Below are 26,279 nucleotides of genomic sequence, written 5' to 3' on the forward strand. Positions count from 1 at the left end.
CATCTATAAAATTTTCTAATAATTCCAAAAAGTAATTGACTACACATATTAGTAATCATAAAATACACATATACGATAATAATTACCACATTACGGTAAAATTTAAGGAGTGAATCAAATTGTTTCATTTACCAACTGTGCAGTTTACACAAGAGCAAGAGCAATTTCGCTTAGATGTTCGAACGTTTTTACAGGATGAATTAGCAAAAGGAACCTTCACGCCTAAATGTGATTCTTGGCTCAGTGGAGATGATCCTGAATTCTCTAAATTAATCGGTCAAAAAGGTTGGATTGGATTAACTTGGCCTAAAAAATATGGCGGCCAAGAGAGAAGTACTATCGATCGATACATTTTAACAGAGGAATTTTTAGCCGTTGGTGCCCCAGTTGCTGCACATTGGTTTGCTGATCGCCAAACAGGTCCCCTTCTTTTACGTTATGGAACAGAAGAGCAACGTGACTATTTCTTACCGAAGATTGTAAAAGGTGAATGCTACTTCGGCATAGGTTTGAGTGAACCGAATAGTGGTTCTGACCTCGCTTCGGTCAGCACACGTGCAGAAAAAGTAGATGGTGGATGGATTGTCAACGGTCAGAAAATATGGACGAGTAACGCACATCTCTGCCATTATATGGTTACTTTAGTACGGACTAGTCCTTTCGATGGCAAAAATAAACATGCTGGGCTCAGTCAGTTGATTGTCGATTTACATGCAGAAGGTGTAACTGTTGTTCCCATCAAATTTTTAACTGGTGAACATCATTACAACGAAGTGTTCTTTGACAATGTTTTTGTACCTGACAATATGGTTGTTGGAGAGGTTGGTAATGGCTGGATTCAAGGATTAGCAGAACTTGCGTTTGAGCGCAGTGGCCCAGAGCGAATATTGAGTACCTTCCCATTAATCGATGAGCTTATTCAAGAGTTAAAGCGCCAAAATAATTTAGAAGGGTTACAGCAAGCGTCTAAAATAGTAGCTCGACTTTGGGGTTTACGTAATTTATCAATTGGTGTAGCTCAACTTCTAGAATCCGGTAATGGTGATGATGTATCTATTCCTGCAGCACTTGTGAAGGCTCTCGGTACGAAATTTGAGCAAAGTATTCCTGAAATCACACGCTTAATCGTACAGACTTATCCAACACTTGACGCGCATCGTAAAATTGATCGCTTTATGGCTGAATCTATTTTACATGCACCAGGTTTTACTATTCGAGGAGGAACTTCAGAAGTACTGTATGGCGTTGTAGCGAAAGGGGTTATAGCACAATGAGTGAAATGAAAGACATGATCGTTGATGTTGTAGAGCGTATGTTAAAAGAAAAAGTTGATAAAGATTTAGTCGATACAGTGGAACAAGGTAATTGGGCACCAGAACTTTGGGAACTGTTTAAAGAAAATGGAATGACTGCTGTAGCTATTTCAGAAGGAAATGGCGGTGCTGGTGGCGACATAGAGGATTTATTAAATATTGTTCGTTTAACTGGAAAATACGCTGCACCGATTCCATTTATAGAAACAACATTTGCAAATTATTTATTGCAGTTTACGCAGTTACAAGTCATTGAGGATTTGGCTACGTATATGCTATGCCCTAATCAAGCCTTTACGTTAGAAAATGGGAAATTAACGGGAGAGGCGATTCAAGTCCCTTGGGCACGTCATACAAAACACCTAGTGACACTTGCCAATAGTACGGAGGGTACACATCTTGTAGAAATAAATTTAAGCCAAGCTGAAATTAAGCTAGGTAAGAATTTAGCAAGCGAACCGCGTGATACCGTATTATTCCAACATGCTACGGCTTCACAAGTATCCGCTGTGTTACCTGCTGATAAGGTACACACTATAACAACACTTAATTCTGCGTTCCAATTAGCACTGATGACCGGTGCGATCGATAAAATAAATGACTTAACTATTCAATATACGAAAGAACGTGAGCAGTTCGGTCGACCGATTCATCGCTTCCAGCTCGTTCAACAGCATATTGTAAATTTAGCAGGTGAAACGGCGATTGCTCTTGCAGCATTTAATAATGTTACAGAAGCCCTTCAGATGAACAGTCAAAATAGTGAGGTTGCTTACGCTTGCATTCGTTTTGAAGAAATTATTCAAGCAGTGACAACAATTGCGCATCAAGTACACGCTGCAATTGGTACAACACACGAACATAGTTTACATCAATTTACACGCAGACTTTGGTCATGGCGCGATGAAGGAGCCAGCACCTCTTATTGGACTCAAGTTGTTGCAACACAACTATTAGAAAAAAGCGGAGATAGCCTATGGGGATATTTAACTTCGTTCAGCGCAAGCTCACCGCTTCTTAACGTAGAAGCATAAGGGCGGCAATGTTACAAAGTTTAAATTAATTGAAAACTACTAATGACATGATAAGGAGTGTTATTAATGACTGATTTACTTTTTGAAGTGCAAGACCATGTTGCCACTATTACATTAAATAGACCTGAAGCGTACAATGCTTTTAGTGAAGAGATGATCTCTAAATGGATAGAAGCCCTTGAAAATGTCCGTGATTCAGAGGATATTCGTGTCGTTATCGTAAAAGGGAATGGTAAATCATTTTGCGCTGGTGGGGATATTAAAGCGATGCAAGCCGGTGAAGGATTTTTCCAAAGTGAGGACGATATCTCTTCAACAGGTTTAGCACGCAAAAATTCTCTTTGGAAAAAGATTCAGCGTATCCCCCTTCTCCTTGAAGAAATTGATAAGCCCGTTATTGCACAAGTACATGGGTTTGCAATGGGCGCAGGACTTGATATGGCCTTAATGTGCGATATTCGGATCGCTGCAAAATCTACAAAGATCTCAGAAAGCTATATTAACGTTGCGATCGTGCCGGGCGACGGTGGTGCTTATTATTTACCAAAATTAATCGGCATCGACCAAGCATTAGACATGTTCTGGACAGCTCGTGTATTAACTGCTGATGAAGCAAAAGACAAAGGTGTAGTGACATTTGTTGTAGAGGACCAAGATCTTGACGAATACACATTGAATTACGCAAAGGAATTAGCGAGTCGTCCAACTACTACATTGCAATTCATTAAGCGCGCTGTGTATCAAAGTCAACGGATGGATTTACGTACTGCCCTTGATTACATTTCTTCACAAATGGCGATTGTCACAGAGCTAGATGATTTTAAAGAGGGTGTAAACGCAGTAGTAGAAAAACGTAAGCCTGTTTATAAATGAAATGTTTAGGAGGACGAACAATGCAACCTCTTGAAAATATTCGAGTGTTGGATTTATCTCGCGTCTATGCTGCCCCTGCTGGATCCATGATGTTGGCCGATCTAGGAGCAGAAGTAATTCGCATAGAACATCCAAATGGCTCTGATAGTATGCGTGATTGGGGGCCATTCGTAAATGGTCAAAGTACGTATTATTTATGTGCCAATCGCAATAAAAAATCGATTACATTAGATTTAAAGACAATAGAAGACAGAGAAAAACTTAAAGAACTTGTCAGAGATGCTGATGTCATACTCGAAAATTTTAAGACGGGTGACATGGAACGAATGGGACTAAGCTATGAGGAATTAAGAAAAGTGAATCCTAGAATCATATATTGCGCAGTAACAGGATTCGGTCAAACAGGTCCTCTTGCGCATGAACCAGGCTTCGATCCAGTTATTCAAGCGATGAGTGGTTTAATGCATGTTACTGGCTCAGCTGAAGGAGAAGCAACAAAAGTCGGTGTCCCTATTGCAGATATTTTAACCTCTAATTATGTAGTCATTAGTATTTTAACTGCTTTACGAATGCGTGACCAAACAAATACAGGGCAATTTATCGACTTAGCATTATTAGACGTTCAGATGAGTAGTTTAGCAAATGTAGCAAGCGCATATTTAAATACAGGCTTTATCTCAGAACGTCTAGGGAATCGTCATAATAATGTTGCGCCATATCAAGTATTTCACTGTGAGGATGGTCCATTAATGATTTGCGTCGGTACAGATGGACAATTTAAAAAGTTTTGCACGATGTTGCAACGTGAAGAATGGGCTAATGATCCGCGTTTTTTAACAAATACGATGCGCAAGCAAAATGAAGCGGAGATAGTGCAAATGATTACTGACATTACGATGACAAAAACCCGGGATGAATGGATTACCCTATTACAACAATACAAAATTCCAGGTGGTCGTGTGAACACCATTGCTGAAGCACTAGAACAACCTCAATTTATTGCACGCGACATGATTGGTGAAATAGAGCACGAACAATACGGTACGATCAAATTCATCAAAAGCCCGATAAAGTTCTCTAATTTACCTATTCAATATAAATTAGCACCACCGATACTTGGAGAACATACGAACGAATTCCAAAAGTCCTCTCTACAAAAATAAAATTGCGCTATAATAGAGGTAAAATGTATTAATAAAGGTAAATCCTCCGGCATATGTCGAAGAAAATTTTATTACGTAGGTGACGGGATGAATCAAGAGATTTTCGAAAAAAACTATACAATGTCATCGCTGCACAAAGCTATTAAAGTACTAAAAGCTTTTTCAAAAGATGAGCCTAGCCTTTCCCTAACTGAGTTAAGTAAAAAAACAGGGATAAGCATTTCTAGTTTACAACGCTTCGTTTCTACCTTTGTGTACGAAGGCTTTCTTCACAAAGATGAGCGTACTAAGCGCTATCAATTAGGGCATTCACTTCTGTATTTGGGTAATTTAGTAAAAGAAGAATCCAGTCTTATTATTGTCGCTGACCCTATTTTAAAAAAGCTAAACGAAGAAATAGGCGAAAGTGTTTCCATGAATATTATTGACGGATTGGAAAGACGATGTATTTTAAACTATGATTCAACATATCCGCTTTCGACGAAAATGTTTGTAGGTGACACCTCTCCCCTTTATGCAGGTGCATCATCTAAAATATTACTCGCATTTATGACAGATGTTGAAGAATATGTACAGAATATTATTCTTGAATCTATAACTGATCAGACAATACTTTCAAAAGAGCAGCTGTGGGGGGATTTACAGCAGATTCGTAGTCATCGCTTTGCGAGAAGCAATAGTGAGCGTGTACGTGGAGCATGTTCTTTATCTGCGCCGATTTTAAACGCTTCCAACCAAATCATCGCATCCGTGTCACTCGTTATACCAGAAGTACGCTACAGTGACTACGATGAAAATTTATTAATTAAAACGATTCAAAGCGTTGCATTAGAAATCGAAAAGCGATTGTATTGATTAAAACAAAGAATAAACCCGAATAGGTTCACTTTTTAAGTGCCCTCTATTCGGGTTTATTTCTTTAATTATTTACTAATTCTAAAAAAACTTGCCAATGTTTTAAGCGTGGCAGTTCAACATGTTGATTATAGGATTGATTTTTTAAAATTACTTTCGTCTTCACATCTTGCAGTGTTTCTAATACAGCTGGTTTATCATCCACATAAACATCTAAAGCTAGCTCTTTGATGATCGCCACTTTTTCTATATCCTGCATTCCGCAGAAAAAATGACCTTCTGTGATTGGAAAACCTTGCGCTTCCATCCAAGCTCTTGTTTGCTCACAATACTGTTTTGGACGTGAAGTAATATAATAAATGTCATGTCCTTGCTGTGCCAAAGCTTGAAGCGTCTCGAGTGCTCCCCCAAAAGAAGGACAATCCGTAAAATAAATTTCCTCTAATGAATTATTCCACATTGCCGATCCTTCAGCATCTGTTAATCCAAAAGGTTCGTGAATTTCAACTCTTTTCAAAGCTTGAAATGTTTCTAGTGCAACATTTTTACTAAGTTTTTTATTATAGAGCCTAAAGGCATGTGCTCGTAAATCGATGAGTGTGTCATCTATATCAAAGCCAAATTTCATCTTGTTTTTCTTCCCTTCACGAAGCCTTGTTAATGAAGTTAGTCGCAAATGTTTGCTCTTTTTCAATTTGCGTCGCTAATACTTCCTCAATAGCTTGCTCGCGCATTTGTTGAAACTCTTGTACGTTAAAATGAACAAGCGTATCTTTATTTAATAGTGATGCAAGACAATCTGCATCCTTGAGTGCACTATTGAGACCAAACGCCCCAGTTGGTGTCATCGTGTGAACAGCATCCCCTAATAGCACAAGCCCTTTTGTCCCCCAGCAGTTACAATGACTACTGAATACGTCAAGCAATACAAAATCTTGCCAAGATCGAATATGTTCGTTAACAGTATCGGATAGTTCCGGAAATTGCTCTGAAAGCTGTTGGATAAATGGTGTAAATGCATTTTTTCTAAGGTGAGGAAAACTTCCTTGTTCAATATTCCAGCCGATTTGAATAAACCCACCTACCTGCGTAAATAATGATAGCTGTTTATCACCGATTAAAGCCATTTTTATCGACGGCTCCCATCCGTGAGGTGCAGGAATTTTTGCCCATAATAAATCAAAACCATGCTTATGCTTTTGACTTTCAATGTGCGCTTGCTTGCGAATTGTAGAGTAACGACCGTCAGCACCGATAATTAACTGACTATTTATTTCTATTGTTTCCCCATTTTTTGTTGCAATGACACCTATATATCTGCCAAAAGAATCAACTATGAGCTGCGTCACCTTCGTATTTAAGAAACATGAAAAGTGCGGATGCTGTGTTTCTTGTAAAATTCCCTTTAATAAATTTGCTTGCGGCACATGAATTCCTAAATGTCCTACAGCTTCATCAGGAAAAATAGTTTTAAATGCTCTACCTTCTGTGTAATATTCAAGCTTTCTCATACGTAATAAACCGAGTGCCTCGACCGCTTCAAAAAGTTGATGACTTTTTAAAACTGCCTCACCCTCTTCATTTAAATGCTCACCGCGAAATGCCTGCCCCAGTGCTACGTTTTTTTCCAGTAGGATTACAGAAAGACCTTTTTTCGCTAGTAAGTGCGAAAGAAGTACTCCACCTGGCCCAGCCCCTACAATACAAACATCTGCTTGATAATTCACTTTTCCTCACCTATCTTTGGATAAGCAATGATACGTAAATCTTGCCCAACCTGCTCAAACGAAGCAAATTCTACATCCCACGATTCATCCATAGAAGTTGGATTGTGACCAGCAATCGGTGTTAAAGATAAACGACCACCGAGAACCTTTGGCGCTATGTAAATTACATATTTGTTAATAGCACCTTGCTGCAAAAATGAAGCGTTTATCGTACTTCCACCCTCTACTAAAATATCCGTAATGCCATATTGATATAGTTTTTCAAGCATATCATCAACAACAAGCCCCTCAGATTCATGGCGAACTGGCAATACAGTCACGCCTTTTTCCTCAAATGCTGTTATTTTTTCTGGATTAACATTTTCACTACATACAATAATTGTTTTCGCTTCTTCTACATTTAGGACATTGGCATGGGCCGGTGTACGAAGTGAGCTATCCATAATAATGCGTACTGGATTTTTTCCGTAATCTTCTTTTAATCTTGTCGTTAAGGATGGATTGTCAGCTAAAACAGTTCCAACCCCAACTAAAATGCCATCCACTTCATGACGAATACGATGAACATCCTCACGCGCCGCCTCACCAGTTACCCACTTGGAATGTCCTGTATGAGCTGCTATTTTCCCGTCTAAAGTCATCGCATATTTCGAAATAATAAATGGTCGTTTTGTTAGCATATTATGAATAAAACGTTCATTTATACGGCGAGCTTGTGCTTCTAAAACACCGACCTCTACCTCAATGCCCGCATCTCGTAACAGTTGAATACCACGTCCAGCAACAGCCGGATTTGGATCTTGCATCGCTACAACAACACGACTAACTGCAGATTCCTTCACTAAACTTGCACAAGGAGGTGTTTTTCCATAATGCGAACATGGCTCAAGAGTTACATAAAGTGTAGCACCTTTAGCATGTTCTCCAGCCATACGGAATGCATGCACCTCTGCATGTGGTTCACCTGCTTTTCTGTGTAAACCTGTTCCAACAATTACACCATCCTTGACGATTACAGCGCCTACTAATGGATTGGGATTCGTATTTCCTTTTGCACTAGCAGCTAAATCAAGTGCTAGCTGCATATATTTTTCATCTGTTGTCATCGTCATTCCTCCATTCACTTCTCTTCGCGCAAATGTCCAGATTTCTCTACTTTCGTGTCTAAATAAAAACGATTTGTTTCCGTTAATCCTCCCCATAATGGGACATGTCCTTCTGCTGCTAAACCATGCGCCTGTAACGCGGCAAGCTTCTTCGGATTATTGGTAATCAGTGTAACTGGCTTTGAGCGGAGTGCAGCTAACACAGTAATGGCTTCTTCATAAGAACGAGTATCGTCCGGGAAGCCAAGAGCATGGTTTGCTTCAACTGTATCTAACCCCTCTTCTTGTAATAAATAAGCGAGCGATTTCGAGAATAGCCCGATACCACGACCTTCATGATCTGCTAAATAGAAAATAGCACCGCAGCCATGTTCCACGATCATTTTCATCGATTCGTGTAATTGATAGCCACAATCACAGCGCTGGCTTCCAAAAATATCACCTGTATGACAAATGCTATGCATACGAATTAAAGCATTCTCTGCATGTGCAAAATCTCCATAAACAAGCACTGATGACTGCTGTAAAAAAGCTAAATTTGCAGATGCTAATCCATCAATGATTTCTTCTTTCGATTGATTCTCTCCTACTTTTAACCAGTTATACCACTGAAATGTCGTAGAAAATCCACCCTGTTTTACCGGTAATTTTACTGGACCAACTAGGCAAATACTTTCAGATTCAGATTGTTTCACGATCGTCATTTTGTCTTTCACTATGTCCAAAACTTTAGTAGTAATTGTCATATTTTCTCCAACCTTCTATTGTTAAACAGCTAGTTCATTTACTAACTGAGCACTTGTATTTTCACAACGCTTACATTACGTAACTTAGTTTACAATAATAACTAACAACTGTCAAACTACAGCTCCTATTCTATTTACAAAAATTAAGTAGAAACAAAAACTGCTACATTACGTTGTAATCATATACTAATAGCTTATGGAGGTGCTATTTTTTCTGTGCAGGCTAGTCTATAATAAGCTGTGGTAACTGTAATGACGAAAGGAAGTTAAGAATGCAATTTGAAAAAAATGTTCAGGTGAAGCAGCCAAAATACCAACAAATAGCTGTCGACCTAGCCTCAAAAATCGTGGAAAGAAAATATAGAATTGGCGATAAAATTTACGCAAGATCGTCTCTAGCTAGCCAATATAATGTCTCTTCGGAAACTGCTAGAAGAGCGATTGCCGTTTTGCAAGACTTGGAAATTGTGGAGGCGACTAAAGGTAGTGGGGTTATTATCATCTCCTATGAAAAGGCTGCATCTTTTGTCCGACAATTCCAGGATGTTCAATCTGTCCATGAACTACAACATGAGCTTATGACTAGCATTCAGAAGCAACACCAAGAATTAATAAATCTACAGGATAAGACTAAACAACTTATTAGTCGAACTGAACATTTCCGATCCGTCAATCCATTTATCCCATATCAATTAGAGATGACAGCTGAAAGCCCTTGTATCCACCAAACCGTTCAGGAATTGAATTTTTGGCAAAATACATCTAGCACGATTGTCGGAATTCGTCGTAAAAATGAACTATTACTATCACCTGGTCCATATGTGTCATTGGAAGAAGGAGATATCGTTTACTTTATAGGTAATGATGAAAGTTTCGCTCGAGTTCAGAGCTTTTTATACCCAAATTAAAATCCGCTTAAACGCTGATATAACAGCGTTTAAGCGGATTTTTTCTATTTTGTCGATTTGACAAAAGTAACAACTCTTTGTTAGGGTTAGGTTGTTACTTGTTTATATTTGGGTATCATTATCCTCAAATAGTATTTATCTTCATTCAGTGGGTGTCCAAACGCCTACTGTACTAGAAGAACTAAGCCTTAAGAATGTCACGTACGGTGGCAAATTATCTGTGCGTAAGTGAAGCAAGCCATTTACGCCAAGGCGAAATTGATCTACGAAAGGAATGGTTCTATTGGAAAAAATAAAAGTGGAGCATGTTTCTAAAGTTTTCGGGAAACATATTCCCCAAGCATTAGAACTCGTCAAGCAACAAAAAAGCAAGACTGATATCTTAAAAGAAACAGGGGCAACTGTTGGTGTATACGATGCAAGTTTTACAGTAAATGAAGGTGAAATCTTCGTTATTATGGGACTATCAGGGAGTGGGAAGTCAACGCTTATCCGACTTTTAAATCGACTTATCGAGCCTACAAGCGGAAATATTTATATCGACGGAGAAAATATTTCTAAAATGGGCAAAGAGAGTTTACGAAATGTAAGAAGAAATAAAATGAGTATGGTCTTTCAAAACTTCGGTTTATTCCCCCATCGTACACTTCTTCAAAACACTGAATATGGCCTTGAAATTAGAGGCGTCTCAAAAGAAGAACGACAAGCGAAAGCAGAGCAGGCTCTCGAAAATGCAGGCTTACTTGCTTATAAAGACCAATATCCGAATCAATTATCAGGTGGTATGCAACAGCGTGTTGGATTAGCACGTGCCCTCGCAAACGACCCTGAAATATTACTAATGGATGAGGCCTTTTCTGCACTCGATCCATTAATTCGTAAAGAAATGCAAGATGAGCTACTCGATTTACAAAGCACAGTGAAAAAAACAATTATATTTATCACGCACGATTTGAATGAAGCATTACGTATTGGTGATCGTATCGCTATTATGAAAGATGGCTCAATCATTCAAATTGGTACTGGAGAAGAAATTTTAACAAATCCCGCAAATGATTATGTTAAAACCTTCGTAGAAGACGTCGATCGCTCTAAAGTATTAACAGCTGAAAATGCAATGGTTCGACCTGTATATGTCAATGTAGATGTAGATGGACCGACCGTAGCACTTAAACGAATGCGCGAAGAAACGGTTAGTTTACTAATGGCTGTTGACAAAAATCGACATTTGAAAGGCTTTATTACCGCTGACGACGCACGGGCTGCAGCTAAAAGACAAGAACAAACGGTACATTCAATTGTTCAATCCGAAATATTGAATGTTCCACCAGATATGCTTTTACAGGATATTTTAGGCATGATTCATAATTCACCTACTCCTATTGCAGTTGTAAAAGATGAGCGCTTACTCGGTGTTCTCATCCGGGGCGTTGTCATCGAAGCACTTTCGACTAGCGATGAGGAGGTAGATGCAGATGAATAATTTTTTAGACAATATCCCAGCTATACCCGTAGGAACGTGGGTAGAATCAGTTATGGACTGGTTGACGAGTAATTTTTCACTGTTTTTTAACTTGATTCAAAAAAATGGAAAACTACTCATGAATCAGGTCACTGATTTATTAGTTAGCATTCCCCCGATTATTCTTATTTTACTTGTAGTCATTTTTGCCTTTTTCGTTACCGGCAAAAAATTCGGGCTCGCAACGTTTTCATTAATTGGTTTGTTATTTATCTATAATCAAGGTTTATGGACACAACTTATGGAAACGACTACGCTCGTGCTCTTCTCAAGTATCATCTCAATCATTTTAGGTATTCCACTTGGCATTTTAATGTCCAAGTCAACAGTAGCTGAAAATGTGATTAAGCCGATACTCGATTTCATGCAAACAATGCCTGGCTTCGTGTACTTGATTCCTGCCGTTGCCTTCTTTGGTATCGGAATAGTACCTGGCGTATTTGCATCCGTTATTTTTGCCTTACCACCTACTGTACGTATGACGAACCTAGGAATTCGCCAAGTACCAAAAGAATTGGTAGAAGCTGCAGATTCATATGGTAGTACCTCAAGACAAAAACTATTTAAAGTTGAAATACCTCTTGCCAAATCAACTATAATGGCAGGGATTAACCAAACTGTTATGCTATCTCTTTCAATGGTTGTAACTGCTTCAATGATTGGTGCACCTGGTCTAGGACGCGAAGTATTAACCGCACTTCAACGTACACAGGTCGGAAATGGCTTCGTTGCAGGTCTAGGTCTTGTTATTTTTGCCATTGTTATAGACCGCTTAACGCAAAGCTTTAATAAGAAGAAAACCGTATAGAAAAACAAGGAATTTATTAGTAAAGTCTTAGTTTTTTCATTTTCATAGCTAAGATTTACGTTATTAATATATGAAAGGAAGATTCGATGAAACTGAAAACTTTAACTAAATTAGGAATGGCTTTAGGGCTTGGCTTTTTGCTAGCTGCATGTAGTGGTGATGATTCAAGTAAGAGCGATGGTAACTCAAAGGACGTCAATCTAGCCTACGTTGAATGGGATACAGAAATTGCTTCCACTAATGTAGTTGGGCAGGTACTAGAGGATTTAGGTTACAATGTAACATTAACACCACTCGATAATGCAATTATGTGGGAGGCTGTTTCAAAAGGTGACGCAGATGGTATGGTAGCTGCTTGGTTACCAAATACTCATGGAGAACAGTACAAAAAATATAAGAATGATCTTGATGAGCTAGGCGAAAACCTTGCTGGTGCAAAAATAGGTCTAGTAGTGCCAAGCTATATGGACGTTAATTCGATTGAAGATTTAAAAAATCAAGCAGATCACACAATTACGGGTATCGAGCCTGGTGCAGGAATTACTGCTGCTACAGAAAAAGCTTTAGATGAATATGATAACTTAGCAGATTGGAATCTAATAACATCTTCATCTGGTGCTATGACAACTTCTCTTGCTAAAGCAATTAAAAATAAAGAAGACATCATCGTGACTGGCTGGTCTCCTCACTGGAAATTCGCTAAATATGACCTTAAATATTTAGAAGATCCAAAAGAAATTTTTGGTGGAGAAGAAACAATTAATACTTTCGCTCGTAAAGGGTTAAAAGAAGATAACCCCGATGTATATTCTGTACTAGATAACTTCCATTGGACTTCAGAAGACTTAGAGAGCGTTATGCTTGAAGTTATGGATGGCAAAGACCCAAAACAAGCTGCTAAAGATTGGGTTGAAGCTAATCCAGACAAAGTTGCTGAATGGACGAAGGATGTAAAAAAATAATTTTTAAAAACGGACGGACAACTGACGAAAGGTTGTCTGTCTTTTTTTAAAAGTTTATCTCATCTTATTTGAAGAACATTAAGGCTACTCTATAGAAATCTTTCCCCGTAAAGAACAGAATACGAATAATTAACACCTATAAAATAAATTTCAAAGCCCACCTAATTATCCTTATTTTAACAAATAATACATAATATTTAAATACTTATTATTTCTTTTTAAATCATTAGCCAATTTTCGTGTTTAAGTACGGATAAAAAAGCCACCCCACAACAATTAAACCGATGCAGGGTGACTATTTAATCCATTAACTAAGATAATAATTTCAAAGAAATCGCTGCCCCTAAAACAAGCGTAATGCAAACAATACGTCTCCAATCCTTAGATTCATTGAAAAATAACATCCCGAGTATTGCACCACCCGCCGCTCCAATTCCTGTCCAAATGGCATATGCTGTTCCCATTGGCAATGTTTCCATCGCATAGGCAAGACCAGCAAAGCTCAAGGTAAAAACTAAAATTAATATCACTAAATTTTTAATACTTTTAGTATCATTATATTTACTAATCATATAAACACCCAGCATCTCACATAGCCCCGCAACTACTAATGCAATCCACGCCATTATTCATTCACCTCTTTCTCTTTAGGCTCCCCGGTCACAAGCTTTAAACCGACGACCCCTGCAAGTAAAACGACGATACATAAAATTTTGGCTAATTTCCATGGTTCTCCGAACAGTAAGCTATCTGCACACACAGTGCCCGCTGTCCCCAAGCCTACGAATACTGCATAAACTGTACCGACCGGTAAGCTTTCACCAGCCTTAATTAGTAAATAAAAGCTAATAAAAATTGCAATAGCAGTACCAATCCATTCAAATACGCTTCCTGCATGCTTCAAACCTATAACCCAGCCAACTTCAAAAAAAGCAGCAATTACGACACTTAACCATTGTTTGTTCATTGCGAATTCCTCCATTTTATTGTTAAACACGGATGTTGAGCAATTTTCTGACCTAACTGATTACTTCTTCAGGATACCCAATCACTTCACGCTCTCTCCCCCTGAACTAAACTCCATTCCCTCAGTAGCCAAATAAAAAAAGCCTAAGAAACACTGTTGTAAACAGTATCTCCCAGGCTTTTATCCTTCCGTGTCACAAAATCAATTTTGTGGTTTTCTCTCGGACCAGACTAGCATTTGCTACGGAACCCTAGAAAACTTTCATATTTGATTGTGCTATTAGTATAGCAAATTATTCAGTCATTTTCTACTGATACATAACAAAGGTTAATCAGTAAGGTAAACAACGATGTATTCAGAAAATTATGTTAAAATAAAAGGTATTATTGTAAGGAGGTTTTACATATGGCAATTGAAAAAGTACGTAAGCATTTAGCGCAATGGAATGCGGAACACAAAATACAGGAGCTAAACGAAAGCTCGGCGACTGTTGAACTGGCAGCACAGGCACTCGGATGCGAGCCAGAACGCATTGCGAAATCCTTATCGTTTCTCGTAAACGATGGAGCGATATTAATTGTTGCTGCAGGCGATGCCAAAGTCGACAATGCAAAATATAAAGCTGTCTTTGGTACAAAGGCAAAGATGCTTGGGAAAGATGAAGTACTCGAAAAGATCGGACATGATGTAGGTGGTGTGTGTCCTTTTGGCGTGAATGAGGGCGTTGCTATTTATTTAGATGAATCACTCAAACGCTTCACAACAGTATTCCCTGCATGTGGTAGCAGTAACTCTGCCATTGAACTTACTATTTCTGAATTAGAAGCCTATACTCCATATCAAGAATGGGTGGATGTTTGCAAAGGCTGGAATGAGTAAAGATAAAGATATAATTATCGGCGAAACTTTCTATAGAGTTTCGCCGATTTTGATTTAGCTTTCTTCCCTATATCCAACGGCTAACCAGTGAGAATCCCATTCTGTAATTTGATTGCCTACTCTACAAGATAAGCCACACGCACGATTATCAGCGATAAATGAGCCGATTAACCATTTCTTTGTTTGTAATCCTTCTTTAAGCTTAATCGTTATAGAAGGCATTTCTACATATTGCTGATAAATAAACAAATTATCATCATAATGGGTATGCGCAGAGGCATTCGTTTTCGTACCATCTCCTGCATAAATTTCTACAGTATTCCCTTCCCGTGAATAGACAGGTTTCTTTACAAACGGCAAATTTTCCTGAACAAATGGCTCTCTTGAAAGATATGTTGGTAGCATATATTTCTGAATGACCGCTCGCTCTTCTGCATTAAAAAGAAGCGGATCATTTTTTCTTTCCCAAATCAGCCATAATAAAATTTTCGATTGCAGTACATATGCTGCTGGTGCGTTGATAATAGCAAGCTGACCATCTTTTACAAGTTCCAATAAATGTAGACCAATACGCTCACCGTCGGAAGACACATCATCTATTAAAAACTCTACTGGGTGTGCTGGGCGATATAAAATATCAATTTTCTCCATCGTAGGCGTATAAAGTCCTCGAGCTATATTAGCCGTATTACTAGAGAAAATGATTAGCTCTTCTATAGGTACATATTCTACATCAAAAGGTATACATTTCTTTAAAAACTGTACTTGGCAGTATTCCTCATAATCTTCCGCTGCCGTTTTCCCTGTGATGACGATTTTAGGTTTTTTCAAATCGTTTACATAATGCATAGCTGCAAAGAGTGCACTAGACAAGGTTTTCTGTAATGCCGAAACATCATTCGGACTATCAAATCCTAAATGCTGACAAAGCGCTTTATTGATCTCAAATGTTTCTTGGACAAGAAATGGCGTTTCACCATTTAATTCAAGACACTTTATTTGTCCGTCCTCTGTACAAATAAAATCGAAGCGTGCCAGTACCGATTGTTGCTGTAAATAATCTAATTGGATATATGGCAGCATTTCAGAACGAATGCCCAGTGCTAAAAGTTGTTCATCCGATAAATGTTTAAATTGTTTACCAACCTTCAAAAATATTTTCCAGAGTATAGTAGATGCGTAGTTAATTTCATCGATTTTCTCTTTAGGTAAATCCAGTACATCATATAAGGCATACTCTAGGTTCTCAAAGTCAGGAAAAAAATCAGGAAATTGAGAATAAAATGTTTGGCGTTGTTGAAAATAATTGTCCATATTGATTTCTCCTTTTAAGAAGATGAAGAGCCACCTCGAGAGGCACCACCTGAACCAAAGCCTGATTTCCCAGTACTGGATGATGAGTGATTTGAATAAGAACTATTCGAAGATGAATCTGAACTATTTGAGAATGAACGCTTGCTACTCGAATAAGAGTTGGACTCGTTTGTATTTGAATTAGAGCTATTTGTTGTTGAGTTATTTGAACTGTTAGATGTTGTGCCAGACGAATTTTGAGAGCCGTTCGTCGTAATTCCATTTGTATTTTTGCTTTCGCTAGTATTACTTTGAGTCGTACGTGGCACTGCTGAACCGCCACCTCTATCCTCTCTATCTGTACCATTTTTTAGATTGCGACTTTTATAAATGGCACTTCCAATCAATGCTCCGGTAGTTGCATACATAAGTCCATTAAAGAAATGATGTGCATAATGTGGCGAATTTTCATCTAAACATTCGAAGGAACCATCATCACTTTCTTTCCATTCATCACATGCACTTGCCATGTCACTGTCATATACACTTTGTAAATCATCACTAGCTGTTGCTGTGTTGTTTTCTTCCGTTACATTATTTGTACCAGCTGAAGATGCAGAGGATTCCTCGACAGTTTGACTTTCTGTATTCCCACACGCGGCTAATTGCATAGCCATAAATGACGCAGTTGTGACTGCTATATATTTTTTCATTTGTTTTGCCATATTATATTTCTCCTTTATATAGATACTTAATTTACGGATGTTTACTTCTTTAGGTTTCATTTTTTACAAATTCATACATATTATTGCACTAAAAACTCCCTGATGGATTGAAATCATTCATCATCAGGGAGTTTCGCGCAAAATATTTATTTATTCGGTACTGCTTTTCTTCCGTATGTCATAAAACGCCAAAGCTTTTCAAATGGTCCCATTTTAAAGAATTTGAACCAGATGACACTAAAGATAATTTGAATGACAAAAGTGATGGTTGCAATGATTACAGCATCAGAAGGCGAAACAACTTCAAGCCCCATTGAAGACATAATAGCTAGGCCAATAAAGCTTTGAGCTAAATAGTTTGTAAATGCCATTTGCCCAACTCGTCCAATTGGCTTAAGTAGCTTTGCAATTTTCTTATTCTCAAACAAAACAAATAGACAAGTTAAATAAAAATAGGTTGTCGGAATTACACCTAAACCAATAATTAATTGTAGATTTTGATTTTCTCCTTTAGAGGCAAACCAAATCCAAAGCGAGATACCTATAAAAAATGGGAAGGTAACAAATTGAATCCACTTTATTTGTTTTAAGTATTCACTTACATGACTAATCCAATCAGCTTTTGCTACTAAAAAACCAGTTAAAAACATGATAAAAATAGTAATAGCATCATTTCCTAATAAACCAAAAACAGTTGAAAGAGCTTCTTGATTTGGCAACAATATTTGTCCAAGAATGCACAGGATATGAACAGTAATAATGGCAAATAGCCATTTACTAATTGTTGAAATCTTTGCATGATAAAAAGGTATAAGTAATAAACCTATTACTGCATAAATAGCTAGAATTGATCCCCAGAAAATAAACATATGGACAATGCCAATTAATAATAAAGCTAATAAACGTCTTGCAAAACGCCATCTTGGCTTATCCCCACGCGCTTCTGCACGTGAAGCAAAAATATAAAAACCTACACCAAAGAGGAATGAAAAAATCGAAAAGAATTTCTTCTGAATAAAAATATCGATAAGTGTATTAATAATGCCATTAACTCCACTATAGTCGGGCATCGGTCCTCCCTCCACTATTACCTGGTAGGCCGCTACATTTATAAACAAAATGCCAAATAACGCTAGTCCACGAATAATGTCTAAGGATACGATTCTTTCTTTTTGAGGTACGGATGGATTCATTCTTTAAAACTCCTTTTCTTTCAAACTTTACTGTATATGGCTATCATAGCTTTCCATCCTTACAGTAGTTTTTTCAAAAGCTTACAAGAACCTTACATTTATAGATTTGTCTCATCATTTATTCCCTTTTTTTATTTACATTAGTCTTTAATCTCCTTCTAACAGTAATAATTCCATATTTTATAGTAACAATTATTTCTTTAAAAAAAGGAGACTCGATGATGTTTAGACACCGTAAATTTGGTTTTTGCTACCCTGGTTATAATTACTGTGGACCAGGGTGTTCAGGCCCAGGTAGACCTACCAATGCTGTAGATTCATGCTGCAAATTACACGACGAATGTTATGCTCGATATGGTAGAACAAGATATTGCGATGAAATGTTCCAAAATTGCTTACGACCTCAAATGAATGCTAATAATAAAATGGCTAGAGATGCTAGATTGTTTTATAATATCTTCGAAATGCGTAACAGGTTCTTTTAAGCCATCAAGAAAGCTCACGATATTTTTTACATCGTGAGCTGATTTATTGTGCTTTTATAGAAAACTGTATATTTTACTGGGTTAGTAAAGCCTAACTTAACGCCTAAATGATATGACCCATAGTTATCAATATCACAATCCCAACAAGGTTGTAAATCATTTAAAAGGCAATCATCAAGAAATTTTTCTGCAATGAAGCTTGCTAATCCTTTTCCTCTATAATTGGTATCAGTTATTATATCAATCTCTGCAAATTGATGAGATTTAAAAATAGAAACTGCTTCGCTAATGATCTTATTTTCATGCTGAAGACAAAAGCCAACGCCTTTTTCTAGAAAATTATCGGTAGAATCCCAGTATTCCTCATAATATTGATTGTCAAATTCTAAACAACGATCAATTTGAGGTTGCTTGATTTTAATGCATTCATAGTCAAGCGAATCTCGTTTTTCTCTATTGTTAAAAGCATTTATATCAAAGCTAAAATTGTATCTTTCTAATTTATAGACATTATCATTTAGTCGTTGCTCGATTTTTGCGCTCCATTCATCAGAATAACTAAATAATGTGAAACGTTTACTTTCCTCAATCGATTCTTGTAGTAACGCCGCGAGTTTACTTATAACTTTCTTGCTGGATGGATCCCCATAAACATAGTATATTCCTGATTTGGTTTGAAACAATAGTGAATGAATGCTTTCATTGTCGGCATAGACAGCACCTTCTATTATTTGATCTAGAATACTGTAGACAAATGTTGGCGCCCTTTCTATTGTTTCTTTGATAATCGAATAATTCTCGACCGTCACTTTAATCATTATCTTTCCCCCTATTCATTTGTATCTCTTCATGCGGTATAACATTTTAACAATTACTACAATTATTGTATAATAGATACATGAAATTTGAAGGGACTGAATTATGCGCAGATAGCAATATTTTTCATCCAAACTTAAATCAATTATGCCTCAGCATAATTGCGTCCGGAATCGGCTTTGTGGTTAGGCCTGCACGATGCAGGTCAGTTAGCCGTTATCGCATGGAAGCGGTGTTCTTAGGCTAACATCCCCTAAGAACTCCTTTCCGATTCCGTGACATCCGCCGGAGGCTTTAACTTCTTTCAGCAGGTGTTTGAACACCCGCTGAAAAGTAGCTTTAATCTGCATTCATCTCTCCACCTATTGAGGTGGGAGACTTCGGCTTAAAGAAGTTAAACAATTGGAGGTAAAAGTATTGATTGAACAAATTAACACCAAAAGATTATATTTAAGAAAAATGAAGAAGGCTGATGCACATAGTCTATTTAATATTTGGTCAGATCCCGATGTGACGAAGTTTATGAATATCGCCAATTTCACCCATGAAGAACAAGCCAAGGAAATGATTGAGCTTTTTGATCAATTGGCTGAGGACCATAGGGCTATTCGTTTTTCAATTATTGAGAAGGAATCCAATGAGATTATCGGCTCTTGTGGATTCAATTCATTTGACCTAGAAGGAGCTACTGCAGAAATAGGCTATGATCTTGCTAAAGCACATTGGGGAAATGGCTATGCGCCCGAATGTATTTCCGCTTTGATAGATTACGCGTTCTCTACTTTAAGCATCACTAAAATTGTAGCAAAAATAGAGCCTGGTAATAGTAATTCTATAAAAGTAGTAGAGAAATTGAATTTTACGTTTGAAGGAACATTTCAAGAATATGAAGAATCAAAAGAATCTTTTTATGACATAAACATTTACTCTTTCAGTAAATAATAAGTGTAAAAAATGATAAGCCAAGAATGTTATCTACGAACATTCTTGGCTATTTCATTTCTATTACTTAATCGGAATCCAAATTTCAGAATAAAGGTCAGGACTAAATGGATCTTCGTCCGAGTAAACTTCCAGCTCAGCTGTCCCCTTAGGCTCGTACGGATTAGATGGGAACCATTCAGAGTAAATTTGTTTCCAAGTTTTTTGCATAGCATCCGGCATAGGGCCATGTACTTCAAACACAACCCATTTTGATGCTGGAACTTCCATTGCATTTAGTTCTTCTGGAACATTCCCCTTATGATCCGTTGCAATCCAATAATCAATAAAACCATTTTTTTGTTCGCTGGCATTTGGTGCACAGACGCCAAGCACCCCTTTAATTTCTCCATTATTTAATGAAAATAATTGATGATCCATTCCCTTGCTGTTAATCTCATCCCAAAATTTAGGGATTTCTCTCGTATTCTCACCATTTTGACAATTATACGTTCTTTTTACTCCGACCACTTGAAACTTTTCTTTTTCTACGATTTTATACTTCATTGGTTCTGCTCCCTTCAGGCTCACCTGGATAACCAGGCGGTTGTATGATTGTAGTTGTCCTTGCTTCTTTCTTGCTTCACTCGGCGTTACGTGATGCTGCTTGCGAAATGCCTTTGTGAAAGCTTCAGGAGAGTCGTAGCCATATTTGTAGGCGAGATCGATTACTTTCTGCTCTGTATTTATCAACTCCTGTGCCGCTAATGTTAACCTTCTCCGTCTAATATAATCTGCAATAGACATATCCGTTAAAATCGAGAAAGTCCGTTGAAAATGAAAGATCGAAGAATTTACCTCTCGTGCGATTTGTTCCATTGTGATGTCATCTAATAAATGCTCCTCGATGTAATTAATTGCTTTTTGAATCGACTCAATCCAACTCATGTGCCCTCACTCCTTGCTTATAGCATAAAACATCAAAATTAGTTATTCCTGTCTTTTTATGCTAACTTTGGACTGGTTAAAATGAAAGCTTTTTTTATTGGCTTATCTCCCACCATAGCGTGGGGTTGATTTCCGTTCCGGCTGGGTGCTTTCCTGGGGGCGTTCGAGGAGTCGCCCAGCCGGAACTGCAATCAACTTTTTCACATGACATACACTTTAAATAAATGTCAGCTTCAGCACCCAATAAATAACTATAATACGTTAAAATTATTATTAAACAGCGTAAATAGATTGGAGGTTTTGATATTGGTTAAATGGCAAGGAGCTGCTGGAATTTGTTTAAACGAAGACAATCAATTATTAATGGTTTTGCAAGGTACGAAAGAAGAAGCAAAGACATGGGCAGTACCATCAGGAGGAAAAGAAGCTAATGAAAATTTTGAGAGATGTTGTATTCGTGAAGTGTATGAAGAAACAGGATATGTAGTAGACATCGTCAGAGAAGTGTTACATAAAAATAATGATGCAGTAGAAGTTCGTTATTTTGAGACAACTATTACCGGTGGACAAATGATGATACATGACCCCGATGAATTAATTTATGAGATTGCTTGGAAATCAAAAGAAGAAATACTCAATTTAACATTATCTTTCCCAGAAGATAGGCAATTTCTTTTATCATTATTTCAAAAATGAAATTGTCATGATCCATAGACAATAAATTTTAGGCTACTTGGCATTTTCTCAATCGCGAATATTTACCTTTTTTCCGCGGGTAGTTCCCTGTCACCCGCGGGTAAACTTTTAAAATATTATTTCATTTTTACCTTTTCAACGGCCGCTTCGTATATCAATTCGTTCTCGATTTTAATATATTGATTTCTTGCTGCCTTACAATAGCCTTCTTTTTCTAGAAAATCCTTTAACTCTGATTTCTTCGCAAATATTTTTTCAATGACATTCTGTTTCACTTCAAATTCATCTGTTTTTTTAGCAATAGATACCCAGTATATTTTTGACATGTTATAGCCCCCTCTTTGAATCCATTATTTATATATTATTAAAGCTGAATGTATAACATTATGCTCCCCTATATATAACGTATTATATTTTATATCAACTATTAAATAATCGTTTAAATCTAATAAAGCGTTATTAATGTCTTGTTCAAATTGAACAATATCATTGTTTTGGATCGTTACTACTTGAGTTGCTTGTGTCATACATTTTCCCCCTTTTCTTTTAATCATAGATTAAAAGGAAGTATTTGTCACAACAAAATGTTTTCGTAGTAAGAGTAAATAAAGCTAACCCCCTCAGTTAATAAAGAAAGGTAATAACCATTTATATGGTAAAATAAAGCAGATAATCTTAAAATATTCTCCATTTATCAAAATTAAAGAGTTACAACAATATACTAAATTAATATGTCTAGCATTCATGATTGATTAATTTTCATTAGAAATTAGTTTTTTTGAAAGTTACTGCTATCCTCGAAAATTCGAAGTTAGATAAAAATTTAACAGCAAAACATGGCTTATCATTGTTTATAGAAACCGAACAAATGAACATAATTTTTGATTTAGGCCCGGATCACTTGTATATAAAAATGCACAAGCATTAGGTATCGATTTAAACAGAGCAAATGCAGTAATTATTTCACATGGGCATTCTGATCATATTGGAGGATTAAGTTATTTGGATGAAGTAAATAGGCATGCTCCCATTTATTTGTCTGCGAATGCCTTAGAATCACATTGGATAAAAATTGGACCTTATTATCATAATGTAGGAGCAAAAGGTACAATAAAAAATTTCGTTTAAAGTTTATTTACGATGATATAGAACTTACAAAGGGCATTCATATTATTCATTTAGAACCCACGAATGAATATACGAAAAACCTTTATAAAGGGGATAAGAAGGAATTAGATGATTTTAATCATGAAATCGTGTTAGTGATTGAAAACAAAAATGAGTTAGTACTATTTAGCGGTTGTAGTCATCATGGAATTGTAAATATAACTAAAACTATAACTGAAAAATTTCCAAATAAGACTATCAACACAATAATTGTGGGATTTCATTTAATTGGTCTACCCATAGTTAACACTTTAGGAAAGCCAAGAGAAGAAGTTATCTCCATTGGTAATACATTAAATGAAAAGAGATTGACCGTATGTATTCTTGCCATTGTAATGGCGCAAAAGGATTTAACATTCTCAAAACCGTTTTAAAAAAAAATTACAATCTTTTAAAACAGGACAAGTTATTGAGATTTTGTAGATGTTGTAAAATAGCTACTCAAAATTCAACCCTTTCATAGACAGAAAGATCAATCTAAATGTTATTACCTTAGTCTAAATGGAGAGATTCAATTGAAAATAATAGAGAGAACAATCATACTATCGTGTGCAGCAATATTTCTATTTATTGTTTTTAAAGCCGTATATAATGGTGTGCAGTCAAATAGAGCTTTGATTAAACCCCCTAGTTCAAATTATTATCAAATTATCGATAAAGATTTAAATAAAACGGTAGACGTACCTTTTACTAATATTAACTCTTACAGGGGTAATGCTGACTATATTTATATGAGTGTAGATCAAGAGAGTCCTTCTCTTGATAATAAAATTGTTGAATATAACCGAAAGACTCAAAAATACAAAACTATATTTAATAGCAAATTCAACATGCCCTCAGTTCAAGGGGTAGAATTAAATGATATTTGGTTATTGTGGGTAGATGCCGATGAAAGTGGATGGCAGCTAAATCCATATTTTATGAACTTAAAGACGCAAAAAATCAATCCATTGACGAAAGAAAATGAAAAGAATGTTTTTAATGATTTTCCTATACTAATTGGGGACTACGCAGCTTGGATTAAAATGGACAGAAAAAGTGAAAAAGCGGAAGTTATGCTTAAGAATCTCAAAACAGACAAAACAACCAGTATATTTACTTTAAATAGCTTTACATTCAGGAATATGACTTTGTCTGCAAAGGATGGAAAATTATTATTCACTAATGAAAAAGATCATTTCGGATATATCTATTTGTATGATGTGAGAAGTAAAGAAATAAAAGAATTTAAGAGCTCATATGAATTTATTGGTTGGGCAAGGCTTCTGAATGATCAACAATGGGTTTATCTAACTTTTGACGACCCAGCTGAACCTTCAACTGGTGATGGTAAGCTAATTTTTTATGACGCTGCGACTAATCATTCGCAAGAAGTTGTTTCGGATATTGATTCGGTAAGCGAACTTAACACTGATTTTAATAATGAAGTATTTTTATCTTTCAATGAAAATGGATATTATAAAAAATTTAAGATAAAGGATCATCTATTAATTGAGGATGGTTTGTTAGAACTACATTATTTTTTAGATTTTCAGCTGAAAATGATTTTTATATCTATGACCAAGAACTCCCTAATGAAAAATATAAATTAATTATTCAAAGTGAACTCCCTAATTAAAAGTGGCTATCCCAATCAATGAAAATTGGGATAGCCTTCTTCTTTGACATTCAAAATGTTGAAGTCTCAACACTCCCCGTCTAATACATTCTTAAATATTCTTCCCGCTCCCAGTTATGGACACGTGTGCGGTATTTATTCCATTCTATTTCTTTAGCAGCAGTGAATTTTTCAAAGATATGGCCTCCAAGTGCTTCGCGTACGATATGATCCATTTCTAGTTCAAGGAGTGCATATTCCAATGAAGCTGGGAGACTATCGATACCATTCAATTCACGTTCAGCTCGTGACATTTTATAAATATTTCGATCTACAGCATCTGGCGGTGTGAGATTTTTGCGAATTCCATCGAGCCCAGCTGCTAAAATAACAGCCATTGCTAAATAGGGGTTTGCTGCTGGATCAACAGAACGAAGCTCGATACGTGTTGATAATCCTCGTGCAGCTGGAATTCGAATAAGTGGTGAACGATTTTGTGCAGACCATGCCACATAGCAAGGAGCCTCATAACCTGGCACTAATCGTTTATAGGAATTAACAAGTGGGTTTGTGACAGCTGTAAAACCATGTACATGTTTTAGTATTCCTGCCATAAAGCTACGTGCTGTTTCGCTTAATTGCAATTCTGCATGTTCATCATAAAACGCATTTTTATCCCCTTCAAATAAGGATAAGTTGAAGTGCATCCCAGAACCGTTAACACCAAATAGCGGCTTTGGCATAAAGGTTGCGTGCAGTCCATGCTGTGCAGCAATCGTTTTTACAACAAGCTTAAACGTTTGAATATTATCACATGCTTCAATAGCACTTGCATATTTAAAGTCGATTTCATGTTGACCAGGTGCAACCTCATGATGAGATGCCTCAATTTCAAAGCCCATTTCTTCTAGCTCTAATACGATATCACGTCGACAGTTCTCCCCTAAGTCAGTTGGGGCTAAATCGAAGTATCCACCACTATCATTTAACTCAAGCGTTGGATGCCCCTTTTCATCTAGCTTAAATAAGAAAAACTCCGGTTCTGGTCCTAAATTAAATGAGCTAAAGCCTAACTCCTCCATCTCCTTTAAAACCTTCTTCAGATTGGAACGTGGGTCGCCTTCAAACGGTGTACCATTCGGTCTAACAATATCACAAATGACACGGGCCACTTTGCCTTTCTCGGCAGTCCACGGAAAAATGACGAATGTATCACGGTCAGGACACAAGTACATATCTGATTCTTCAATACGTACAAATCCTTCAATTGATGAGCCATCAAACATAATTTTATTGTCCAACGCTTTGTCTAATTGACTAACTGGTACTTCAACGTTTTTGATCGTTCCTAATATATCAGTAAATTGTAGGCGAATAAATTTTACATTTTCTTCCTTAACACGACGTTTAATATCTTCTTTTGAATAATGTTTCATTCTCCACCACTCCAATGTTATTTTAATTCACACAATTCTTTTGCAACTGCTTTTAAAATACATCACAAAGATGAAAAATACAATATCTATGTAAGGTTTTATTACATACATTTTCTCGAATATACTTATCGTTTTTTTA

At 36.8% G+C, this 26,279-nt stretch carries 30 protein-coding genes, 1 pseudogene and 1 riboswitch; of the genes and pseudogenes, 16 read left to right on the forward strand and 15 right to left on the reverse strand.

Features of this window, described 5'->3' with window-relative positions:
- Positions 1–113 precede the first annotated feature (113 nt).
- From ABNX05_RS09850 to ABNX05_RS09870, 5 genes are all read left to right on the forward strand, one after another.
- Complete coding sequence (locus ABNX05_RS09850) at positions 114–1,274, forward strand: acyl-CoA dehydrogenase family protein (RefSeq protein ID WP_349659717.1); 1,161 nt, start codon at positions 114–116, stop codon at positions 1,272–1,274.
- Entirely contained in the window at positions 1,271–2,347 is a 1,077-nt protein-coding gene (locus ABNX05_RS09855; protein ID WP_349659566.1) for an acyl-CoA dehydrogenase family protein, read from the forward strand. The genes ABNX05_RS09850 and ABNX05_RS09855 overlap by 4 nt, the downstream gene beginning before the upstream one ends.
- A 66-nt stretch (positions 2,348–2,413) precedes the next feature.
- Positions 2,414–3,220: an enoyl-CoA hydratase/isomerase family protein gene (locus ABNX05_RS09860; protein ID WP_349659567.1), complete on the forward strand. Its 807-nt coding sequence runs from the start codon at positions 2,414–2,416 to the stop codon at positions 3,218–3,220.
- Positions 3,221–3,240: 20 nt separating this feature from the next.
- Positions 3,241–4,383 carry a CaiB/BaiF CoA transferase family protein gene (locus ABNX05_RS09865; RefSeq protein WP_349659568.1) on the forward strand — a complete coding sequence of 381 codons (1,143 nt, stop codon included), beginning with the start codon at positions 3,241–3,243 and terminating at the stop codon, positions 4,381–4,383.
- A gap of 87 nt (positions 4,384–4,470) precedes the next feature.
- A complete protein-coding gene (locus tag ABNX05_RS09870) occupies positions 4,471–5,238 on the forward strand; it encodes an IclR family transcriptional regulator (RefSeq protein WP_349659569.1) in 768 nt (255 codons plus the stop codon).
- Between the two features lie 64 nt (positions 5,239–5,302).
- On the opposite strand, the gene ABNX05_RS09875 is transcribed toward ABNX05_RS09870, so the two are convergent.
- From ABNX05_RS09875 to ABNX05_RS09890, 4 genes are read right to left on the reverse strand one after another with little or no spacing between them, the layout of a single operon-like run.
- Complete coding sequence (locus ABNX05_RS09875) at positions 5,303–5,866, reverse strand: 5' nucleotidase, NT5C type (RefSeq protein ID WP_349659570.1); 564 nt, start codon at positions 5,864–5,866, stop codon at positions 5,303–5,305.
- Positions 5,867–5,882: 16 nt separating this feature from the next.
- Entirely contained in the window at positions 5,883–6,965 is a 1,083-nt protein-coding gene (locus ABNX05_RS09880) for an FAD-dependent monooxygenase (RefSeq protein WP_349659571.1), read from the reverse strand.
- Positions 6,962–8,071 (reverse strand): bifunctional diaminohydroxyphosphoribosylaminopyrimidine deaminase/5-amino-6-(5-phosphoribosylamino)uracil reductase RibD, encoded by a 1,110-nt coding sequence (gene ribD / locus ABNX05_RS09885; RefSeq protein ID WP_349659572.1) that lies wholly within the window; start codon positions 8,069–8,071, stop codon positions 6,962–6,964. The genes ABNX05_RS09880 and ribD overlap by 4 nt, the downstream gene beginning before the upstream one ends.
- A 14-nt stretch (positions 8,072–8,085) precedes the next feature.
- Positions 8,086–8,817: a GTP cyclohydrolase II gene (locus ABNX05_RS09890; protein WP_349659573.1), complete on the reverse strand. Its 732-nt coding sequence runs from the start codon at positions 8,815–8,817 to the stop codon at positions 8,086–8,088.
- A 272-nt stretch (positions 8,818–9,089) separates the two neighbouring features.
- On the opposite strand from ABNX05_RS09890, the gene ABNX05_RS09895 reads away from it, so the two are divergent.
- From ABNX05_RS09895 to ABNX05_RS09910, 4 genes are all read left to right on the forward strand, one after another.
- A complete protein-coding gene (locus ABNX05_RS09895; protein ID WP_349659574.1) occupies positions 9,090–9,725 on the forward strand; it encodes a GntR family transcriptional regulator in 636 nt (211 codons plus the stop codon).
- Between the two features lie 283 nt (positions 9,726–10,008).
- Positions 10,009–11,208 (forward strand): quaternary amine ABC transporter ATP-binding protein, encoded by a 1,200-nt coding sequence (locus ABNX05_RS09900; RefSeq protein ID WP_349659575.1) that lies wholly within the window; start codon positions 10,009–10,011, stop codon positions 11,206–11,208.
- Positions 11,201–12,055: an ABC transporter permease gene (locus tag ABNX05_RS09905; RefSeq protein WP_349659576.1), complete on the forward strand. Its 855-nt coding sequence runs from the start codon at positions 11,201–11,203 to the stop codon at positions 12,053–12,055. Before ABNX05_RS09900 ends, ABNX05_RS09905 begins: the two co-directional genes overlap by 8 nt.
- A gap of 86 nt (positions 12,056–12,141) precedes the next feature.
- The gene (locus ABNX05_RS09910) at positions 12,142–13,017 is read left to right on the forward strand and encodes a glycine betaine ABC transporter substrate-binding protein (RefSeq protein WP_349659577.1); all 876 of its coding nucleotides are present in this window, start codon (positions 12,142–12,144) and stop codon (positions 13,015–13,017) included.
- Positions 13,018–13,328: 311 nt separating this feature from the next.
- On the opposite strand, the gene ABNX05_RS09915 is transcribed toward ABNX05_RS09910, so the two are convergent.
- Both ABNX05_RS09915 and ABNX05_RS09920 read right to left on the reverse strand, forming a co-directional pair.
- Positions 13,329–13,643: a DMT family transporter gene (locus ABNX05_RS09915; RefSeq protein WP_197144467.1), complete on the reverse strand. Its 315-nt coding sequence runs from the start codon at positions 13,641–13,643 to the stop codon at positions 13,329–13,331.
- The gene (locus ABNX05_RS09920; protein WP_349659578.1) at positions 13,643–13,984 is read right to left on the reverse strand and encodes a DMT family transporter; all 342 of its coding nucleotides are present in this window, start codon (positions 13,982–13,984) and stop codon (positions 13,643–13,645) included. The genes ABNX05_RS09915 and ABNX05_RS09920 overlap by 1 nt, the downstream gene beginning before the upstream one ends.
- A 167-nt stretch (positions 13,985–14,151) precedes the next feature.
- Positions 14,152–14,249, reverse strand: a riboswitch (guanidine-I (ykkC/yxkD leader).
- Between the two features lie 140 nt (positions 14,250–14,389).
- Here ABNX05_RS09920 and ABNX05_RS09925 point away from each other — a divergent pair.
- The gene (locus ABNX05_RS09925) at positions 14,390–14,863 is read left to right on the forward strand and encodes a YbaK/EbsC family protein (protein WP_349659579.1); all 474 of its coding nucleotides are present in this window, start codon (positions 14,390–14,392) and stop codon (positions 14,861–14,863) included.
- A 54-nt stretch (positions 14,864–14,917) separates the two neighbouring features.
- Here the strand turns inward: ABNX05_RS09925 and ABNX05_RS09930 are convergent, their stop codons facing one another.
- The 3 genes from ABNX05_RS09930 to ABNX05_RS09940 form a co-directional block, all read right to left on the reverse strand.
- Positions 14,918–16,177, reverse strand: a complete 1,260-nt coding sequence (locus ABNX05_RS09930; RefSeq protein ID WP_349659580.1) for a glutathionylspermidine synthase family protein — start codon at positions 16,175–16,177, stop codon at positions 14,918–14,920.
- 14 nt (positions 16,178–16,191) lie between these two features.
- Entirely contained in the window at positions 16,192–16,881 is a 690-nt protein-coding gene (locus ABNX05_RS09935) for a hypothetical protein (protein ID WP_349659581.1), read from the reverse strand.
- 146 nt (positions 16,882–17,027) lie between these two features.
- The gene (locus tag ABNX05_RS09940) at positions 17,028–18,074 is read right to left on the reverse strand and encodes a DUF418 domain-containing protein (RefSeq protein ID WP_349659582.1); all 1,047 of its coding nucleotides are present in this window, start codon (positions 18,072–18,074) and stop codon (positions 17,028–17,030) included.
- A 221-nt stretch (positions 18,075–18,295) separates the two neighbouring features.
- Here ABNX05_RS09940 and ABNX05_RS09945 point away from each other — a divergent pair, with 221 nt between their 5' ends.
- On the forward strand, positions 18,296–18,559 hold the full coding sequence (locus ABNX05_RS09945) for a Parvovirus coat protein VP1-like protein (RefSeq protein ID WP_349659718.1): 264 nt from the start codon (positions 18,296–18,298) through the stop codon (positions 18,557–18,559).
- Positions 18,560–18,585: 26 nt separating this feature from the next.
- Here ABNX05_RS09945 and ABNX05_RS09950 read toward each other — a convergent pair whose 3' ends face one another.
- On the reverse strand, positions 18,586–19,377 hold the full coding sequence (locus ABNX05_RS09950) for a GNAT family N-acetyltransferase (RefSeq protein WP_349659583.1): 792 nt from the start codon (positions 19,375–19,377) through the stop codon (positions 18,586–18,588).
- Positions 19,378–19,584: 207 nt separating this feature from the next.
- Positions 19,585–19,725, reverse strand: coding sequence for a hypothetical protein (locus tag ABNX05_RS09955; protein ID WP_349659584.1), 141 nt, complete (start codon positions 19,723–19,725; stop codon positions 19,585–19,587).
- Positions 19,726–19,792: 67 nt separating this feature from the next.
- On the opposite strand from ABNX05_RS09955, the gene ABNX05_RS09960 reads away from it, so the two are divergent.
- Positions 19,793–20,317 carry a GNAT family N-acetyltransferase gene (locus ABNX05_RS09960; protein ID WP_349659585.1) on the forward strand — a complete coding sequence of 175 codons (525 nt, stop codon included), beginning with the start codon at positions 19,793–19,795 and terminating at the stop codon, positions 20,315–20,317.
- Between the two features lie 63 nt (positions 20,318–20,380).
- Here the strand turns inward: ABNX05_RS09960 and ABNX05_RS09965 are convergent, their stop codons facing one another.
- Positions 20,381–21,244, reverse strand: a complete 864-nt coding sequence (locus ABNX05_RS09965; protein WP_349659586.1) for an AraC family transcriptional regulator — start codon at positions 21,242–21,244, stop codon at positions 20,381–20,383.
- A 300-nt stretch (positions 21,245–21,544) separates the two neighbouring features.
- Here ABNX05_RS09965 and ABNX05_RS09970 point away from each other — a divergent pair, with 300 nt between their 5' ends.
- A complete protein-coding gene (locus tag ABNX05_RS09970) occupies positions 21,545–21,940 on the forward strand; it encodes an NUDIX hydrolase (protein ID WP_432760137.1) in 396 nt (131 codons plus the stop codon).
- A gap of 116 nt (positions 21,941–22,056) precedes the next feature.
- Here the strand turns inward: ABNX05_RS09970 and ABNX05_RS09975 are convergent, their stop codons facing one another.
- Together ABNX05_RS09975 and ABNX05_RS09980 are read right to left on the reverse strand one after the other, a co-directional pair.
- A complete protein-coding gene (locus ABNX05_RS09975; RefSeq protein ID WP_349659588.1) occupies positions 22,057–22,266 on the reverse strand; it encodes a hypothetical protein in 210 nt (69 codons plus the stop codon).
- Positions 22,267–22,290: 24 nt separating this feature from the next.
- The gene (locus ABNX05_RS09980; protein WP_349659589.1) at positions 22,291–22,467 is read right to left on the reverse strand and encodes a sporulation protein Cse60; all 177 of its coding nucleotides are present in this window, start codon (positions 22,465–22,467) and stop codon (positions 22,291–22,293) included.
- Between the two features lie 400 nt (positions 22,468–22,867).
- On the opposite strand from ABNX05_RS09980, the pseudogene ABNX05_RS26375 reads away from it, so the two are divergent.
- From ABNX05_RS26375 to ABNX05_RS09990, 3 genes and pseudogenes are all read left to right on the forward strand, one after another.
- A pseudogene (locus tag ABNX05_RS26375) lies at positions 22,868–23,068 on the forward strand (MBL fold metallo-hydrolase); the annotation flags it as partial.
- 128 nt (positions 23,069–23,196) lie between these two features.
- Complete coding sequence (locus tag ABNX05_RS09985) at positions 23,197–23,481, forward strand: hypothetical protein (RefSeq protein ID WP_349659590.1); 285 nt, start codon at positions 23,197–23,199, stop codon at positions 23,479–23,481.
- A 141-nt stretch (positions 23,482–23,622) separates the two neighbouring features.
- On the forward strand, positions 23,623–24,699 hold the full coding sequence (locus ABNX05_RS09990) for a hypothetical protein (RefSeq protein WP_349659591.1): 1,077 nt from the start codon (positions 23,623–23,625) through the stop codon (positions 24,697–24,699).
- A 106-nt stretch (positions 24,700–24,805) separates the two neighbouring features.
- Here ABNX05_RS09990 and glnA read toward each other — a convergent pair whose 3' ends face one another.
- A complete protein-coding gene (gene glnA, locus ABNX05_RS09995; RefSeq protein ID WP_349659592.1) occupies positions 24,806–26,140 on the reverse strand; it encodes a type I glutamate--ammonia ligase in 1,335 nt (444 codons plus the stop codon).
- Between the last annotated feature and the right edge of the window lie 139 nt (positions 26,141–26,279).

Origin of the sequence: Lysinibacillus zambalensis (genome assembly GCF_040183165.1) — a bacterium.
GTDB classification, from domain to species: Bacteria; Bacillota; Bacilli; order Bacillales_A; family Planococcaceae; genus Lysinibacillus; species Lysinibacillus zambalensis.